The organism is Maribacter orientalis (assembly GCF_900109345.1).
Lineage (GTDB): Bacteria > Bacteroidota > Bacteroidia > Flavobacteriales > Flavobacteriaceae > Maribacter > Maribacter orientalis.
Window position 1 is genome coordinate 208358 of record NZ_FNZN01000004.1, and the last position, 17436, is coordinate 225793.

Below are 17436 nucleotides of genomic sequence, written 5' to 3' on the forward strand. Positions count from 1 at the left end.
GCCCTCTTTTCGAGGGCTTTTTGCGTACCAAAAATGAAATAGTTACGTTCACCCATTATATACAATCATCAATCTGCCCGCCTCTGGAGGGTCAAAATCAATCATCATGATACAAGACTTTTTTATTCTTTGCTCAGGCGCTGATGCCGAGCTATTAAAAACATGCTCAAAAGGAGAACAGAACAAATATGCTGGCATAGGGGCCACTGTATTCTTTACGGCCGTTATGGCATTTATAGCCAGTAGTTATGCACTTTTTACAGTTTTCGATAATGTGTATACCGCAATATTATTCGGTCTCATTTGGGGTCTGCTTATTTTCAACTTAGATAGATTTATTGTTAGTACGATAAAAAAACGTAATAGTTTTAGTCAAGAATTCTTTCAAGCTACGCCACGTATATTATTAGCGATAATAATTGCAATAGTAATTTCCAAACCACTGGAAATGAAAATATTTGAAAAGGAAATCAATCAGGTTTTATTAGAGCAAAAAAATGAATTGACCTTAGCCAACAAAGACCAATTAGCGTTACAATACACCCCGAAAGTTGAGCAACTAAATCAAGAAATTACTGCTTTAAAAACAGAGATAGCAACTAAAGAGATTGAGACAAATGCTTTATATGATGTGTACATCAACGAAGCAGAAGGCACAGCTGGCACCAAGTTATTGGGAAAAGGTCCGGTTTATGCAGAAAAGCGTGAAAAGCACGATGCTGCGTTGAATGAATTAAACGCATTAAAAACAACAAACGCTGAAAGAATAACTGGTCTTGAAACACAGATTGCTGATTTAAATACTGAATATGCTGAAGTAGTAAAAAACTCCCAACCCATTATTGATAGTTTTGATGGACTAATGGCTAGAATTACAGCTTTAGATGAACTGCCTTGGCTTCCGTCTTTCTTTATATTCCTATTGTTTTTAGCAATTGAGACTTCTCCAATAATTGCCAAACTATTAGCTCAAAAAGGTGAATATGATATAAAATCAGAAGAAGAAGAAAGTATTTTGTCTTCTTGGGTAACACAGAAAGTTGCCCAGCGTAAATTAATCGTTTCGACTGATGGTGATATCAACCAAAAAATATATGAAGATTTAAAAGGTGAGTCAGAGTTGTATGGTTACAAAAAGAAAAAGGCAGAAGAATTGTTACGGCTACAAGCAGATAGCTTTCACGATATTCAGATAAAAGGTCTAAAATAAAAAAAGACCAATATTCCTATTGGTCCTTAGTAGATTTGGGGGAACTACCTAAACAATTATTATATGGTTATAGCCTCTAAAATTAGCTCAGTACTAGTCACATTAAAATTACTAATCTCATATATTTCATTTTGACTGGCGGCTTCAAAATAACCTAAACATCTTTTAATATTTTCAACTGATTTCATATGGATTATACTTTGGTGAAATTAATAGTTTAACATTTTCTACGCTCCAAAGGTATCTTCTTCATTAGTGTTTAATTATACCTTATAGATAAAAACCCTCTTTAATGTAGTTCGAATGAAGACAAGTATCGATGAATAAAATATTCTCTATAAGAATAGATGAAATTTTAGCAAAAAACTCATTAGCTATATAGATAATCTTAATTCGAATTAAGTTAAAATTATTGCACAGTAGTCTTAACTTTGCAGTATTATGGCAACACTTAAAGAAACCAAGAAGAAAAAAAGAAGGTTTTATAACCTGGTTATCATAATAGTACTACTCATTATAATAGTAACAGGTTTTATGGCACAGCTTGGATCTTAGTTTAACAAAGCTCAGAATTGAATATTACTATTCAAGCTTAACATGTTTACCATATGACCATGAAAAATCTAAAAATTAAAAAATACCTAAAACTCTTCGGGAAAATTATTCTCAGTGTTTTAATACTGTTTTTTATTTTGGTTTTGGTTATTAGAACCCCTTGGGCTCAAAACCTCATTGTTTCTAAAGTGACTAAGTATATTTCAGGCAAGACCAATACGAAGGTTGCTGTTCGACATTTATATTTAACGTTCTCTGGCGATTTACAGGCCGATCAAATATACCTAGAAGATAAAAAGGGTGACACTCTCTTTTATTCTGAATCACTTCAAGCTGACATTCCTATTTATCCTGTATTATTTAAGAATCAGTTATCGATTGATGGCGTAATTTCAAATAGCGTCGTAGTAAACATCAGCAGAGACAATAATATAGACGACTTTAATTTCTCTTTTCTAATAAATGCATTAACCACTCCGACTGATAGTAGTGCTACAACTACTGAACCATTAAAAATTGCATTGGGTGAATTAAATTTCTCTGATTGGAAGTTGAATTATAATGATGCTTACTTAGGAACGGACATAAAACTAATTTTAGGGAAACTAGCTGTTGATGTTAATGAATTTGACTTGGAAAAGATGAAATTCTCAATAGACGAATTCTCCTTAAATGACACACAATTCAGCTATTTACAGTCACATCCATTTCCTGTGAGTGAAGACACTACTAGTACGTTGTTGCCCTATATTGAAGTCGATGAATTTAGCGTACATAATCTTTTGGTCAATTACAATAGTAAACCAGATGGTCTAAATACCGATTTACAATTAGGCACAATTAATCTTACTAGCCTATTGGCTAATATTGCCGAAAATCAATACGAAACAGAAGACCTGATATTTAATGACTCCCACTTTAAACTAAATCTAACTGCTGAGGAACCATTATTAGAAGATACAAACACAGCAAAGAGTTTTGAATGGCCTAAATTTATTTTAGCGGCCAAGAATATAGAAATTCAGAAAAACTCGTTTACATATACCTTAAACAACACGCAGCAAAGAGAAAATCTATTTGATTCTGATGCATTTAAAATTCAACAACTACATCTACTAGCAAACAATTTTGAATATCAACCAGAAAAGTTTAATCTACTTGTTTCAAAGTTTTCATTTTCTGAGCCTGGCGGAATTCATTTAGATCAATTAACTTTTAAAGCAGGGTTGACCGACACGAATGCTTCATTGTCAGATGTTGCTCTTCATATTAACCAAAGTACGGCAGAGGCAAATTTAAAAATTCAATTTCAATCATTGAATAAAGCATTTAAAGACCCGAAGAACAGCACCTTATCAGCCTCAATTTCAAACCTAAATTTAGACGTAGGCGATGTACAAAAATTTGTACCCGAATTTGCCCAAAATCAATACTTAGATTCTTTATCAACACATAACATAACAGGTTCTTTTAAAGCCGAAGGTAACCTAAATAAAGTAAGTGATCTTAATACCAAATTACAATGGGGTCCCAACACTAAATTGGCCGTAAAAGGATCAATTAGCAATCTGACCAATGTAGATTCACTTCAATACAGCTTGAACAATATTAACTTTTCGAGCACCAAAAATGATATTTATAAATTAATATCGTTAAAAGAAATCGGAATTTCGGTTCCAGAAACCATAATTGCCACAGGTAGCCTATCTGGAGGAACAACATGGGTAAAGTCCGATTTGGACATCAATATTCCCGAAGGTTTTGCTCAGATTAATGCCAAGGTCAATTTTGGTAAAATGATACGTTTTAATGGTGCAGTTTCGGTCGATAGTTTGCAGTTAAATAAACTTCTTCAAAACGAACAATTAGACAAATTATCCCTTAGCCTAAAAGGCTCAGGTTCGGGAACAACTTTAGGTACTATAAACGCAGACATTGAAGGAGTCATTTCACAATTTCAATATGCTGGTTATACCTATAAGGCAATTGATATTTCTGGTAATATGATAGATGGTAACGGAAAAGTTACAGCCAATATCAATGACCCTAATTTAAACATGAAGGCCATTTCTACTCTTGTTTTAGAATCAGAAAGTAATGACATAACCTTTAGTTCGAATATTATTGGAGCAGATTTGCAAAAATTGGGACTTACAAAGAATAATATTAAAGTTGCAGCCAACATAGACGGAACTTATACGGGAACACCTTCAAACTTTACTATTAAGGCTAATATTAACGATGGTATTGCAATTGCGGATAACGAGCAATATCAAATTTCAACAGTATCGTTAAGAGCACATATTGAAGATTCAATCACGGATGTTTCTATTCGCAGCGACTTTCTAAATGGGGAACTCTCATCGAATGCATCACCCAATCGTATTACAGATGCCCTTAAAAAACAAATAGAACACTATTTCACAAATGACACTTTAGCCTTTGAGCCAGAAGATAGCATCGAGGCAAAACTGGCACTCGCGATAGTGCCAACCCCTGTTTTATCGAAAGTATTTTTCAATGGAATAAAAGACTTAGATTCTTTGAATATAGACGCCAGCTTCAATTCAAGAAAGCAACTAATCTCAGCCGAAGCAAAAGTACCCCATATAGCATACGCAGGCAGCTCTGTCGATAGTTTAAATGCTTTTGTAAAAGCAGATTCCGTTGACCTTAAATTCTCAGCAGGCATAGCCGAATTAATTTATGACCCGATACACTTAAAACAGACTTACTTAGAGGGAAGTCTTAAAAACAAGCAACTTGTTTTAGATTTTAACTCTAAAAACGACACGGTTCAAGTATTGCATATTTCATCTTCACTAGTATTTCAAAAAGATACTCTGAAACTGCATATATCCCCTGATAACCTGACACTCAACAATAAACAATGGAAAATACCAGAAGATAATAATATTGTAATTGCAGAATCTTACACCAATTTTCAAAATGTTATACTGGGCAGAAATTCCCAAAAATTAGAAATTTCTACTAAAATACCTAAAATGGAAACCGACCATTTAGGCATACTTTTTGAAAATTTTCAATTACAGACTTTTCTAAGTTTTTTGAATCCTGAAGAAGCTTTGGCAAAAGGGAAAGTTGAGGGTAGTTTCGTAATACTTAATCCCTATAGTGCCTCAGGTTTAGTAGCTGATATTGATATCAAAGATTTTCAGGTAATGTCAAATCCGTTAGGTACATTAACCCTAGGCGCATCTTCAAAATCACTATCTGAATATGACTTTGATTTAGCTTTAAAAGATGGCGCTGCCAATTTGACCTTAACTGGCGATTATTCGGCAAAAGAAACTTCCGCTGACCTAAACATGGAGCTTGACATTCAAAAATTGGAAGCTAGTATAATACAGGGATTTGCGAAAGACCAACTTACCAACGCCAAAGGATATATTGATGGAAACTTACTTCTAAGGGGCACACTTTCAGAACCGAAATATTCAGGAAGACTTAATTTTAATGATTTCGGTTTAAGCTTATCTTCTTACAAGACTACTTTAGAAATTAACAATCAAGCAATAGATATTAATCAAGATGAAATAACGTTAGACAGCTTCCAAATAAATGATGTCAACCAAGGCACACTAACTTTAGATGGGCGAATTATAACGAAAAACATACTAAATCCTGGTTTTGACCTTACCATTAAGACCGATAAATTTAGAGTATTAGATTCTAAAAAAGGTGATGATGAATTAGTGTATGGTATTGCTAGTATACGTGCTAATTTAATAGTTGGTGGTAATTTAGAAATGCCCGTTATAAATGGGAAACTTAGAGTTAGAGATATTACTGACCTAACCTATTTAGTACCACAAGACCAATTAGATATACAAGAACGTGACGGTGTGGTCATTTTCGTAAACAGAGAAAATCCTGATGCTATATTAACACGTAACGACGGCGAGGCGTCAAATTCATTTTTCGCAGGTATGGATATCAACACCACCTTAGAAATTGCCAATGAAGCCACATTCACCATTGTTCTAGATGAAAAGACACAAGATAAATTACAAGCTTCAGGAGAAGCGATTCTTAACTTAAATATTGATCCAAACCAAGACATTAGATTATCGGGAAGATTAGAACTTAATTCAGGTTTTTACCGAACCAGTTTATATAATTTGGTAAGTCGTGAATTTAAATTGCAAAAAGGAAGTAGTATAGTTTGGAGTGGCGATCCCTACGATGCCAAAATGGACGTGACCGCTATTTACGAGATCGAAACATCGGCCGCTTCTTTAATGTCTTCCATCAGCTATGGTCAAGATAGCAGTGTATCGGGTTCTTACCAACAATCAGCACCCTTTTTGGTTTATTTAAATATAGATGGACAGCTTATGCAACCCGAACTGTCTTTCGCATTGGATATGCCCGAAAATGCTAGAGGTAATTTTGGTGGTGCTGTCTATGGCCGCATTCAACAACTGAACCAACAAGAATCTGAATTGAATAAGCAAGTATTTTCATTATTGGCTCTCAATCGATTTTACCCTACTACAGGTAGTGATGGTAGTTCTGGCGGTGCAATATCTATTGCACGAAATAATGTAAACAAAGTTCTTTCTAGTGAACTAACTTCCATTTCGAACAAACTGTTAGGTAAAACCGGTTTTGAACTAGGCTTTGATTTAGATAGCTTTGATGATTATGAAAGTGGTACAGCACAAAGCCGTACACAGCTAAATATAAACGCCAGTAAAAAACTTTTTGACGATAGATTGATAGTTACCGCAGGTAGTGCCTTAGATGTAGAGGGTAGTGCTTCGTCGAGCGATACTGCAACACCTTTAATCGGTAATGTAACTTTAGAGTATTTGTTGACCGAAGAAGGCACCTATAGATTAAAAGGGTTTAGAAGACAGGAATATCAAAACGTTATCGATGGTCAATTGATCGTTACTGGGGTGGCCTTTATTTTTGACCGTGAGTTCAATAAATTCAGTCAATTATTTAATCCGTTGAAAAAAGAAAATATCGTAAAAAAAACTTCAAAAGAAGAAGAGCTGAAAAAGAAAAAGTAAAGAATAATTGATTTCGCACTATTGAAAAATAAAAACTATACATATAATACCGTATTCAGTTTGGTTTTCTTGCTTATCTACTCATGTGGTATAGAGAAGTACATACCAGAAGGAGAACAATTATACACTGGCGCTGAACTTGAACTAGAAATAGTAAGTGATTTAAAAGGCATTAAAGAGGTTAAAACAGAATTATTCAACCTCATAGAACCCAACCCAAACGCTACTTTTCTAGGGATGAAACCCGCCCTATTTTTTCATTACAAGGCGCAACGTGAAAAACCTGGCTTTTTCTATAAATTCTTAAATAAATCATTTGGTGAAGAGCCTGTTTATATTTCAGATGTAAATACGGAACGGGTAGAAGAATTGATATTAAATCGACTAGATAATAATGGTTTCTTCTATAGTCGCTCAGATTCTAAAACGACCATTGACGGCAAATTTGCTTCCGTTAATTATATGGCAAGTTTACCAGAACCTTATGTATTGGAAAATTATAATCTAGAATCAGATTCACTACCTATTTATAAGGAAATAGAAAAAATGCTAACTGAAACGGCACTAGTTAAAGGAGACCGTTTTGACCTCGATTTATTAAAAGCGGAAAGAACTCGATTAAACAACGGACTAAAACAACGTGGTTACTACAATAGCCAAGAAGACCTTTTGATATTTGAAGCGGATACAAATCAATATAAAAACAAAAAATTTGACCTTTTTTTAAGGCTTAAGAAAGATGTACCTGCTCGTGCTTCTATCCCCTATACAATTGATTCTATCACTGTTTACCCAAATTACTCAATTGAAGGAGATACATTGCCTTTGACAAAAAATAATGTCACCCAAGTTGACAGTATCGACTTTGTTCAAAATGAATTGTATTTCAAACCAGAATTACTAGAATCTTATCTGCTATTCAATGAAGGTGATTTGTATGATGCGAGCATATCTAAACAAACCAGCAACCGATTATCGGCATTAGGAAGTTACAAGTATGTAAATATTCAATATACCGAGCTTGACACCACTGCTACAGATGGTGATGGCGGTTCTTTGGCGGCCAACATCTATTTGGCACCTTTAACTAAACGCTCTATAAGAGCAGAATTACAAGCAGTAACCAAATCTAACGGATTTACAGGCCCTGGAATTCTATTGACCCATAGCAATAGAAATGTTTTTAATGGAGGAGAAACTTTTAGTGTTTCAGCTAATTTTTCTTACGAGTCTCAGCTATCTAGCGGAAATAACTCGAGTTTAAGTAGTATTGCGGGTGGTATAAACGCAGACCTTATTATTCCTAGATCGATTCCATTTTCACCGAGCAGATTTAAATATGCTGTACCTAAAACTAAGGTTTCTTTGGGGCTAAATTTTCTTCAGCGTAGCCAATTGTTCAGATTAAGTTCTGCAAATGCATCCTTTGGGTATACATGGAAAGAAAATCAATATGTATATCATCAGTTAGATCCCATTAGTATAAATTATTCTCGACTAACAAATGTAACCGATGAGTTTCAAACCATACTTGATGACAACCCTTTCTTAAGTTTAAGCTTTGAGCAACAGTTTATTGCTGGCCTTTTATATAGTTTCACCTACGATGAAGTCTCAAACATTGGTAAAGAATATCCTCTTTATTTTACCACGAATTTGGATTTAGCTGGTAACATGTTAAATCTTGTAAGTCGTAGTTCGAATACCATTTTCGGCTCAGAATATGCTCAATATGCCAAAGTTGATGCCGATTTAAGGTTTTATATGCGCTGGAAAAAAGAACGTACATTGGTTTCCCGGATCTATGCTGGTTGGGGGGTGGCATATGGTAATAGCCAAACCTTACCTTTTGTGAAACAGTTTTATTCTGGTGGCCCTTATAGCGTAAGAGCTTTTAATATACGCTCTTTAGGACCCGGAAATTTTAATGCCGAAACTGAAAATGCAACAACAGATTATTTTGACCAATCTGGTAATTTAAAATTAGAGGCCAATGTTGAATATCGGTTTCCTTTATTCTCATATTTAAAAGGCGCCTTTTTTGTTGATGCTGGCAATGTATGGCTAACAGGCGATTATTCAGATATTGAAGATGACCAACTAACAAGCAACTTTTCACAAACCCTTTTTACCGATGGTAAGTTTGAAAAAGATTGGTTAAAGGAGGTTGCAGCTGGGGTAGGTTTTGGTCTTCGATTAGATATTCAGAATTTTGTGATTCGATTAGATCTAGCTTCACCACTACGTGTGCCGTACTTGCCTGAGAATAATAGATGGAACGTTCCATTCTTTGGAAACATTGACAACAACATGACATTGAATTTTGCCATAGGATATCCTTTTTAATAATTTAATTCCCCCCAATACGTTGCCATAACGATGCCATGAGACGTTTAGCATCCCGTTTAAATTTCGGCATTTCCTCAACAATTATATCTTTCCCATTTGGTACAATCTTGTAACTGAATGCAAATTGAGTGTCAGTTTCATCCATACTAATTAATCCGAATCTTAGGTCATTAAAATAGAGCTGGCCATTCTTTTCTGAAATGGTATACCAACCTTCGGTTATCTGTATGAGCCTTTTCACTTTATCATTTTTAGCCAAATCAGCCAATAATTCATGATTTTTAGAATATGCTGTAAACACGATGGGTTTGGAGTCAAAAAAAGAGTAGTTACCCATTAAGTAGGCATCTTCTGTTTCGATATTAGCCATCCAAAGAATAGTATTAAAAGGTGCAGGCCTTGTATTCATTTGATTGTAACTAATCTTTTGCCTATCAAGGGCGTTTTCAAATTTTCCGAAAGCGATTCCTTTTAAGACTAATGTCAATACTAAGTATGAGCTACTTATGATTAGCCCAAGTTTTACATACCTTTTTCTTTTTAGGGCTGTTCTATTTTGAAATAGTGCCAAAATCAAAAAGATTATAAAAGGTACGGTATATAAGGGGTCAATGACAAAAACGCTTTGAAAGGCAAGACGGATTTTTAAAGGCCAAAAAAGTTGGGTTCCCCATGTAGTAAAGGCATCTAAAACAGGATGAGTGAAAAGTCCCCAAAACATGAGCCAAGACCAATCTTTCCAAGAAGCATCTTCTTTACGATTCAACTTCCAGACCAACCAACCAAAAATTGGAGCAAAGAGTACCGAAAAGAAAATCGAATGACTAAATCCTCTATGCCATTCGGTCGCAGTAACGGTATCCATTAAATAGCGTGTAAGCACATCCAAATCAGGAATGGTACCCGCAATGGCACCATACAGCATTGCCCTATTCCCGACTTTTCTACCTAGTACAACCTCACCAACTGCGGCACCAAGTACTATTTGGGTTAATGAATCCATCTGTAAATTTTAAACTTCAAATATTATCAAAATCTTCATTTCTACTAATTATTACTCTATAATACCCATTTTCTTCAAAAGAAATGACGCATTCATATTCTGACAAATTCCGTCTTTAAAGGTATAATCGAAATGCAGTTCGTCATCAATGATTTCTGCATCGAAATAATGGTTCTTAACTGCCGCATATTCATTCGCCACTTCACATAAACTTAAATCATGGGTAGCGATAATTCCGGTAGATTTACTTTTCACCAATCGCTCTACAAACTTTCTTGAACCCAGAGCCTTATCCGTACTATTTGTTCCTTTTAAAATTTCATCCAACACAATAAAATAACGGTCGGTCTGTATTTCATCGACGATATATCGTAGTCTTTTTAGCTCTGAGAAAAAGTATGATTCATCATCGGTTAATGAATCGGTCGTACGCATACTGGTAATCAATTTTATTGGCGAATACGTAACAGATTCTGCACACACCGGTAACCCCACATTTGCCATCATAATCTGTAAGGATACCGTTCTTAAAAAGGTACTCTTGCCAGCCATGTTAGCACCTGTAATAATAAAAAACTGACCACCTTCAATAGTAATATCATTTAAAACGCTTTTTGCAGGATCTAATAATGGGTGTCCTGCACCTTTTGCTTTCAACACTACATCGTCATTGGTAATTTCAGGATACGTAAAAGAAGGATGGTTAAATGCGAAATTTCCTAAGCTGCTATAGGCATCAAAAAAAGCAATAGTATCAAACCAAGTTTCAACATCGCTACCATAATTACTAATCCATTTTTCAATCGCCAAACAATCAGTTAACGATCGTAGAAAAAACCCATTCGCAAAAATCAGATACAGTAAGTTATTATTACGATCAAGGTTACTAAGCAGCGATGCGAATTTTTTAAGAACTTTTGAATTTTTTTCTCCCTTACTTAAGATATTCTCCTGTTGCTTTTTTAATAAAACAGAAGTGAAATCTGTTGCCTCAATCATTTCTAATAATTGATTGTACTGGTCAAAAGTAGATTTCATTTTGGTAGCGCTCTGCCCTAAACTAGTTACTTTTTTGGTAAACACCCCAACTATAATCATTCCTAAAACCAACCAGATAATTAAAAATGATTCAGGTATTTGGTCTAAGAAATAAGCAATAAAAATACCAATTGAAATTACCGAGAAAACCATAGGAATATAGCTCATGGCTTTTGGCACGAAAGGTTGATAGTTTTTTAACCATTTAGCAATAATATGGGTAGAAGTTTCCGTTTTAGTCAATGCTGCCAGAGCCGAAAATTCTTGACGCCAATCGACCTTTTCATCCATTTCTGAAATCGCATCTTGTTTTGATTTTATATCTGAAATGGAATTCTCTTTGTAGATATCAGCCAATAATTGGCTACCCTCAACTAGTTTGGTACGATTAGAAACTTGATAAAAAGAACCTTCACCAAAAAGATCTATATCTTGACTAAAATAATGCGTATCCTCAGCAAATTTTTTACCAGTTGAAAGTTTTGAATAATCCCTTTTAAGCACCTGTAACTCGAGTGAATTAAGATTTCTTAACTCTTCAATCTTTGCTTTTTCTTTTTTAAGGTTGGCGTATTTACTTACCAAAAATAGAAACAAAGGAATACCAACACATAAAACTCCAATGACATATTTCGCATTGACCGATGCAAAATAAACGGCAACAACGGTTCCTAAAAATATGATTAAACGTAGTGCACTAAAAGAAAATAACTTCTGGTTTAATTCATCAATATCCTTATCAAACCCCTTAACTTTCTGGGTATAAAATTCCTCTAAATTCTTCATGAAAATCATACTATTTTAGGAATTGCAAAGATAACCTTAGAAAATGGTTTCACCTTACTTTTCAAATGGCATCGAGTTCTGCCTTTAATTTCTTGGTGAATTTAGAAACTACCTGATCATAAGAATGGTCAATTAATTCGGTAAGTAATTTTGGGGCAAGCTGGTCGAGATATACGGTATTCCAATGTTTTTTACTCATATGCCAACCTTCGATGATACCATCATGTTCTTCACGAAGATCAATAGCCCTTTCCGGATCACATTTTAAATTGATACGTAACGGTACATGATCTAACCCACAAAGTGCGAACATTTTACCCATGACTTTAAAGACCAACGTAACCTCATCAAAAGGAAAGGTTTCAGTCACCCCTTTTTTAGCTAAGCAGTGGTCCCTAAATTCTTCAATGTTCATTGTTAAATGGCTATTGGTTAAACTCAAAAAACACTTATAATTTACCTTTCAATCCGAATTTTAGTATTAACCACCTTTAAGAATACATTCATATCCTTCCAAACATATCGAGTCTTTTGAAAAACGGTATCTCCAATATCATTGGCCTCTACAGTCTCTAAAGATTTACCTCCTATTCGGTCATAAAAAGAAATTGCTGCATAATTGGTATTCAAAACCCACAAGTAAAAACCATTCTTATAGTTTCTACCATTAATTTCTTGAGCGAGTTTACCCATCAATTTTGTGCCGATTCCTTTTCCTTTGGCAGCATCACTTACATGAAGATTATCTAAATAGGTGCCATAAATAGCGCTCTCCTTAAAATAGGAACAAATGAACCCCAACAATTGCCCATTTTCCTCAGCAATAACTATATGCTGATTCTCTTTTGGATTATTGAAACGTTCATGCCAAACGGTTAACCGATCATCTAAAACCTCATTATCCAAAAATTTATCACTAAATGAACCTCGGTAATTCTGTTGCCAACTCTGAGCATGCAAATTTGCAATACGGTCGACATCTGTGCTTTTTGCCTCTCGAAAGACCAACATGGTTCTTAGATACTGGTAGAATCGTAAACGATTACTCTAGTCCACAAATTTTCAGATTCCGAAATAAATAATTTATGAGGTGCTTCATCTTGATATGCTTGCTGAGATTCTGCTGAATCAAAAGACAAAATCAAAGAATACGTAAAAGAGCCATCAACAACATCTCTACTTGCTCTTGGTGGTGTACCTATAAACTTTGTTTTTGCATAACCCGAGTTATCTAAAAACTTCTTTAATGAGGTTTCAAAAGCTGCGCGATCTGCTGCATTATCTGGATTTTTCAACCAAAAAAATACGGTATGGGAAAAATTGGAGTCGAATTCTTTCATTTCTTTATCATTTTGAGCAAAAATGCTGCTAGTCATTAGTGTTATTACAAGAATACAAATTATGTTTTTCATTTTTAAATTTTATTTGTTTAACGTTGGTTCTCTAATTTTTCTATTTGTTGTTGTGGTATTTTTAGCGCTGTATAATCTAGCTTCCACCCAATGGTTTCCACAATTTTTTCCATTATTAATACGGTTTGTAAAGCCTCTTTACGAGCGGTATCCATTAAACCGCTTTCAGGAATTTTTTCACGAATATGTTTTTTCGCCTCTGCATTTAATTTCGTCAAATCATCCGGCACGAAAAAATTAAAAAACCCACTCTTAATATCATAAAACTCCAATTCTGGCTCTATACTCAACACCTCTGGTTGAGGAAAATTATCCAATACAATTAGTTTTCTTTCTTCATCAGCATGCATCATCAACTTGCTAAGATCATATCCAATATGGGCCTTTGCCTTTATAACGACCAAAGCTTTTTTCTTACTGCTTACCAAGCTCATAAACTCCTTTACATTCTCGTACTTGTAGATTTCAGCAAAATCTCCTTCAACGGATATCAGCTTACATACACTTCTCATTTTCTCTAAAAGCACGGTAGACTGATGTGTAGTAATCTCTTTGGTTTTCTTACCCCTAAAAAATGTAAAAACCCAATACGTACCTATAGCACCTAAGAGCAACCCAAGAAACGTATCAAAAACATTATCCATTTTTCCCTCCTATTTCACCTAAATGAGTAAACTTAAACCCTTTATCATATTTAAGTCCGTAGCCAAAGATACGGTCCATAGCTATATGTATAAAAAGAATTGTTCCTATTAATTCAACTATAGGCAACATAAAATAGGCACCTACGAAATACAATAGTATAGCTACAGCCCTATGATGAACTATATTATAACACATTGCACCAATCTTGGGTCCCGCTAGATAGCCCAACATCGATACATCGGGAGTTAATATCAACACAGGTAACCACCACCATTGATAACCCAATAGGCCAAACATAAATATACCAAGACCCATTAAGGCAACTTCTTCTAATTTCAATACATTTTTCATGATTATTCTATTTTATATAGTACTGGTCTACTTGGGCTTGCATCGTTTTCAAATGGGGCTACTTGAAGATTTAAAAAATAGCTTCCATCGGCGATAGCATCCTTCACATAGATAAATTCTGTTATTGTTGCACTTAATCGTACCTCACCACTAAAATTCCAAAATGCTTTGTGTGCTAATAACTGCCCATCATCTTTTTCTTTATCCACAGATGGCAAATCAACTAACAGATGCTCTACATCCAATTCTTTAATATAATCCATTGCTTCCTCTAAAATGTAAGGAGGATTGGTATTAGAATATTGTCTGTTTAATTTGGTTTCAGAGTTCGGCATCGTGCGAATTACTAAAGCCTTAGGAACTTTATCTTCTAACAGCTTTTTTAGCTGATTCTTAGTAATGACCAAATCACCGTTCTCTTCTGAAGGAGCTATAGTAATAACCTCAGCTAAAAAGAAAAACTGATGTAAATTCCGATTTATAGATTGATGTACTTCTGATATATGCCCTACACATTCCGTATGCGTACCATGTGAATGTGGATTGAACCAAATATCATAAAAATTTGTACTTGAGCCTGCCGAAATACTACCTATAAAATCACCATCGGTATGTGGTGAAATTTTGGGGGCATCGATATACCAGGCATTTACATTTTCTTTAGTGCCACTAACCGCAATCGAAATATCTAACGGTTTCGAAAGGTCTATGTGGTATTCTTTGGTTTTGTAGGATATGGTGGTCTTCATTTTACTACTGTCAATACGTGTGCAGTTGAATGGTTGATTAAACGTTGTATTTTGAATTAAGAAAATTACAACTTTTTAAACGGTTCAAGTAATGTTATTCGAATCTAAAAGGTTTCTTATTCCCACACTTATTTTAGATTGACCATAAACAAATCAGCTGCAATGCCGTCTGCTAAAAACATGCCTTTTTTGGTTGTTCTAAGTGTTTCATCATCTACAAATAAAAGATGTTCTTCAATAAATTTTTCGGCTTGTAATATCGCATATTCCTTAAACTTTGGGCCGAATTCGGTTGCGATTCTACTTAAAGATACTCCCCAAATAGTTCTAAGGCCCGTCATTATATATTCGTTGTATTTATCAGTAGCGGATAGCACTTCCACCTCCATAGGAACGATATCTTGCTCAATCGATTTAATATACTTCGGATTGTTATTTATGTTCCACCCCCTGCGTACACCATCAAAAGAATGTGCAGACGGACCAATACCTATATATTTTTTCTGCTGCCAATACGCGGAATTATTTTTTGAGTAATAACCAGGTTTTCCAAAGTTGGAGATTTCATAGCAATCAAATCCCGCACCCAAAAGTGTTTCGTTCAAGAGGTTAAAATGCTCTTGTGCTTCTTCATCACTGGCCGGTGAAACCAATCCTTTTTCCACAAATTTGGCAAGGGCCGTTTTGGGCTCTACGGTTAATGCATAACTAGATATGTGCGGAATTCCGTATCCAAGCGCTTTATCAATATTTTCTTTCCAACGCGCTAAACTCATGTTGGGCATTCCATAAATTAAATCAATGGAAATATTATCGAAATGTTGCCTTGCCAACTGCAAACTTTTTTCTGCCTCTGCAGCATTATGTGCCCTATTCATCAGTTTTAAATCCTCCTCAAAAAACGATTGAATACCGATACTTAATCGGTTTATAGAACTCGTTGCCAATTGCACTATTTTCTCTTCGGATAAATCATCAGGATTCGCCTCTAAGGTGATTTCAGGAGTATCGACAACAGTATAATTCGCACGAACCGCATTCAATATTTGCCCTATTTCATCCGTTTGCAAAACAGATGGTGTACCACCACCAAAATAAATTGTCGCTACAGTTTCTCCTTCAAACTCCGCCCTACGCAATTCTAGCTCCTTACATAACGCGTTCACCATTGCCTCTTTCTTCCCCATCGAGGTAGAAAAATGAAAGTCACAATAATGACAAGCTTGTTTGCAAAATGGAATGTGGATGTATATTCCGCTCATTTTTTTAGTTTTCAGTAATCAGTTGCAGTTGACAGTAAATTACTCTGAACCAAATTTTGTTGGGTTATTAATCATATAATTTAAAAGCTTACCTACTTCTTCACTATCGCTTTTAAACTCATCAAAAGTATCTTGGTCAAGATACTCACACTTTAACGCAAATTCAAGCCATGTTTGTGTTTCTGAATTTTCCGCATCACTATCGGTCAACTTACTTATAAAATGTTTAGGAAATCTTCTTTTGCGATAAGCTTCTGCAATATTTGCACTGACACTTCTTGACGAACGTCGCATTTGGTCAGTCAAAGAATACTTTTCTTCTGTTGGAAAAGACTTTGAGATATGAAAAATCTTCATAGCTAGTGTAAAAGACCTTTTATAAGCCAATAAATCTTGAAAATGCATATGATATTTATTACTATTTACTAATACTGCTAACTGAACACTGTTACTGCCTACTGAAACTGATTACTGAAAACTACTTTTTCACCCGTTTCTCGTTTTGTTTCACAAAAGCATCCCAGCCAGTATAACTTTTACCAACCTCAACTCTACCCTCGTTATAAAAATGACATACGGCAGCCGCTAGACCATCGGTGCTATCCAGGTTTTGCGGTAACGTTTTTAATCCTAATACACTTTGCAGCATTTTTGCCACTTGTTCTTTACTGGCGTTTCCATTACCGGTAATCGCCATTTTAATTTTTTTAGGAAGGTACTCAGTAATTGGGATTTGTCGTGAAAGTCCCGCAGCCATGGCTACACCCTGAGCTCTGCCTAATTTAAGCATCGACTGTACGTTCTTACCAAAAAATGGCGCTTCAATAGCTATTTCATCGGGATGATAGGTGTCAATTAACTCAATCGTACGCTCAAAAATGAGCTTTAATTTTGTGTATGGGTCATTATATTTTTGAAGTAGCAGTTCGTTCATTTGAATAAACTCCATTTTTTTACCCACTACTTTAATGAGTCCGAAACCCATTATAGTTGTACCAGGGTCAATACCCAATATAATTTTCTCGTTCGCCAAA

Annotated in this window: 14 protein-coding genes; 3 read left to right on the forward strand and 11 right to left on the reverse strand. The window is 35.0% G+C overall.

The window, feature by feature from the left end:
* Window positions 1–106 precede the first annotated feature (106 nt).
* The 3 genes from BMY56_RS10570 to tamL all read left to right on the forward strand — a co-directional run bounded on the left by BMY56_RS10570 (window position 107) and on the right by tamL (window position 9153).
* Window positions 107–1210: a DUF4407 domain-containing protein gene (locus tag BMY56_RS10570; protein WP_091623737.1), complete on the forward strand. Its 1104-nt coding sequence runs from the start codon at window positions 107–109 to the stop codon at window positions 1208–1210.
* 614 nt (window positions 1211–1824) lie between these two features.
* Window positions 1825–6807 carry a translocation/assembly module TamB domain-containing protein gene (locus BMY56_RS10575; protein ID WP_177170954.1) on the forward strand — a complete coding sequence of 1661 codons (4983 nt, stop codon included), beginning with the start codon at window positions 1825–1827 and terminating at the stop codon, window positions 6805–6807.
* A 21-nt stretch (window positions 6808–6828) separates the two neighbouring features.
* Window positions 6829–9153: a translocation and assembly module lipoprotein TamL gene (gene tamL, locus BMY56_RS10580; protein WP_091623742.1), complete on the forward strand. Its 2325-nt coding sequence runs from the start codon at window positions 6829–6831 to the stop codon at window positions 9151–9153.
* Window positions 9154–9157: 4 nt separating this feature from the next.
* On the opposite strand, the gene BMY56_RS10585 is transcribed toward tamL, so the two are convergent.
* From BMY56_RS10585 to ruvC, 11 genes are all read right to left on the reverse strand, one after another.
* Window positions 9158–10159, reverse strand: coding sequence for a metal-dependent hydrolase (locus tag BMY56_RS10585; protein WP_091623744.1), 1002 nt, complete (start codon window positions 10157–10159; stop codon window positions 9158–9160).
* 51 nt (window positions 10160–10210) lie between these two features.
* Window positions 10211–11983: a MutS-related protein gene (locus BMY56_RS10590; RefSeq protein WP_091623747.1), complete on the reverse strand. Its 1773-nt coding sequence runs from the start codon at window positions 11981–11983 to the stop codon at window positions 10211–10213.
* A gap of 61 nt (window positions 11984–12044) precedes the next feature.
* On the reverse strand, window positions 12045–12398 hold the full coding sequence (locus tag BMY56_RS10595; protein ID WP_091623751.1) for an MmcQ/YjbR family DNA-binding protein: 354 nt from the start codon (window positions 12396–12398) through the stop codon (window positions 12045–12047).
* Between the two features lie 41 nt (window positions 12399–12439).
* Window positions 12440–12994 (reverse strand): GNAT family N-acetyltransferase, encoded by a 555-nt coding sequence (locus tag BMY56_RS10600; RefSeq protein WP_091623754.1) that lies wholly within the window; start codon window positions 12992–12994, stop codon window positions 12440–12442.
* 5 nt (window positions 12995–12999) lie between these two features.
* A complete protein-coding gene (locus BMY56_RS10605; protein ID WP_091623757.1) occupies window positions 13000–13395 on the reverse strand; it encodes a Dabb family protein in 396 nt (131 codons plus the stop codon).
* 17 nt (window positions 13396–13412) lie between these two features.
* A complete protein-coding gene (locus BMY56_RS10610; RefSeq protein WP_091623760.1) occupies window positions 13413–14039 on the reverse strand; it encodes a DUF4230 domain-containing protein in 627 nt (208 codons plus the stop codon).
* A complete protein-coding gene (locus BMY56_RS10615; RefSeq protein ID WP_091623763.1) occupies window positions 14032–14391 on the reverse strand; it encodes a DUF4260 domain-containing protein in 360 nt (119 codons plus the stop codon). The genes BMY56_RS10610 and BMY56_RS10615 overlap by 8 nt, the downstream gene beginning before the upstream one ends.
* A gap of 2 nt (window positions 14392–14393) precedes the next feature.
* Window positions 14394–15140, reverse strand: coding sequence for a cyclase family protein (locus BMY56_RS10620; RefSeq protein ID WP_091623765.1), 747 nt, complete (start codon window positions 15138–15140; stop codon window positions 14394–14396).
* Between the two features lie 128 nt (window positions 15141–15268).
* On the reverse strand, window positions 15269–16402 hold the full coding sequence (hemW, locus tag BMY56_RS10625) for a radical SAM family heme chaperone HemW (RefSeq protein ID WP_091623768.1): 1134 nt from the start codon (window positions 16400–16402) through the stop codon (window positions 15269–15271).
* Between the two features lie 39 nt (window positions 16403–16441).
* Complete coding sequence (locus BMY56_RS10630; protein ID WP_091623771.1) at window positions 16442–16807, reverse strand: four helix bundle protein; 366 nt, start codon at window positions 16805–16807, stop codon at window positions 16442–16444.
* A gap of 73 nt (window positions 16808–16880) precedes the next feature.
* Window positions 16881–17435 (reverse strand): crossover junction endodeoxyribonuclease RuvC, encoded by a 555-nt coding sequence (ruvC, locus tag BMY56_RS10635; RefSeq protein ID WP_091623773.1) that lies wholly within the window; start codon window positions 17433–17435, stop codon window positions 16881–16883.
* Window position 17436 lies beyond the last annotated feature (1 nt).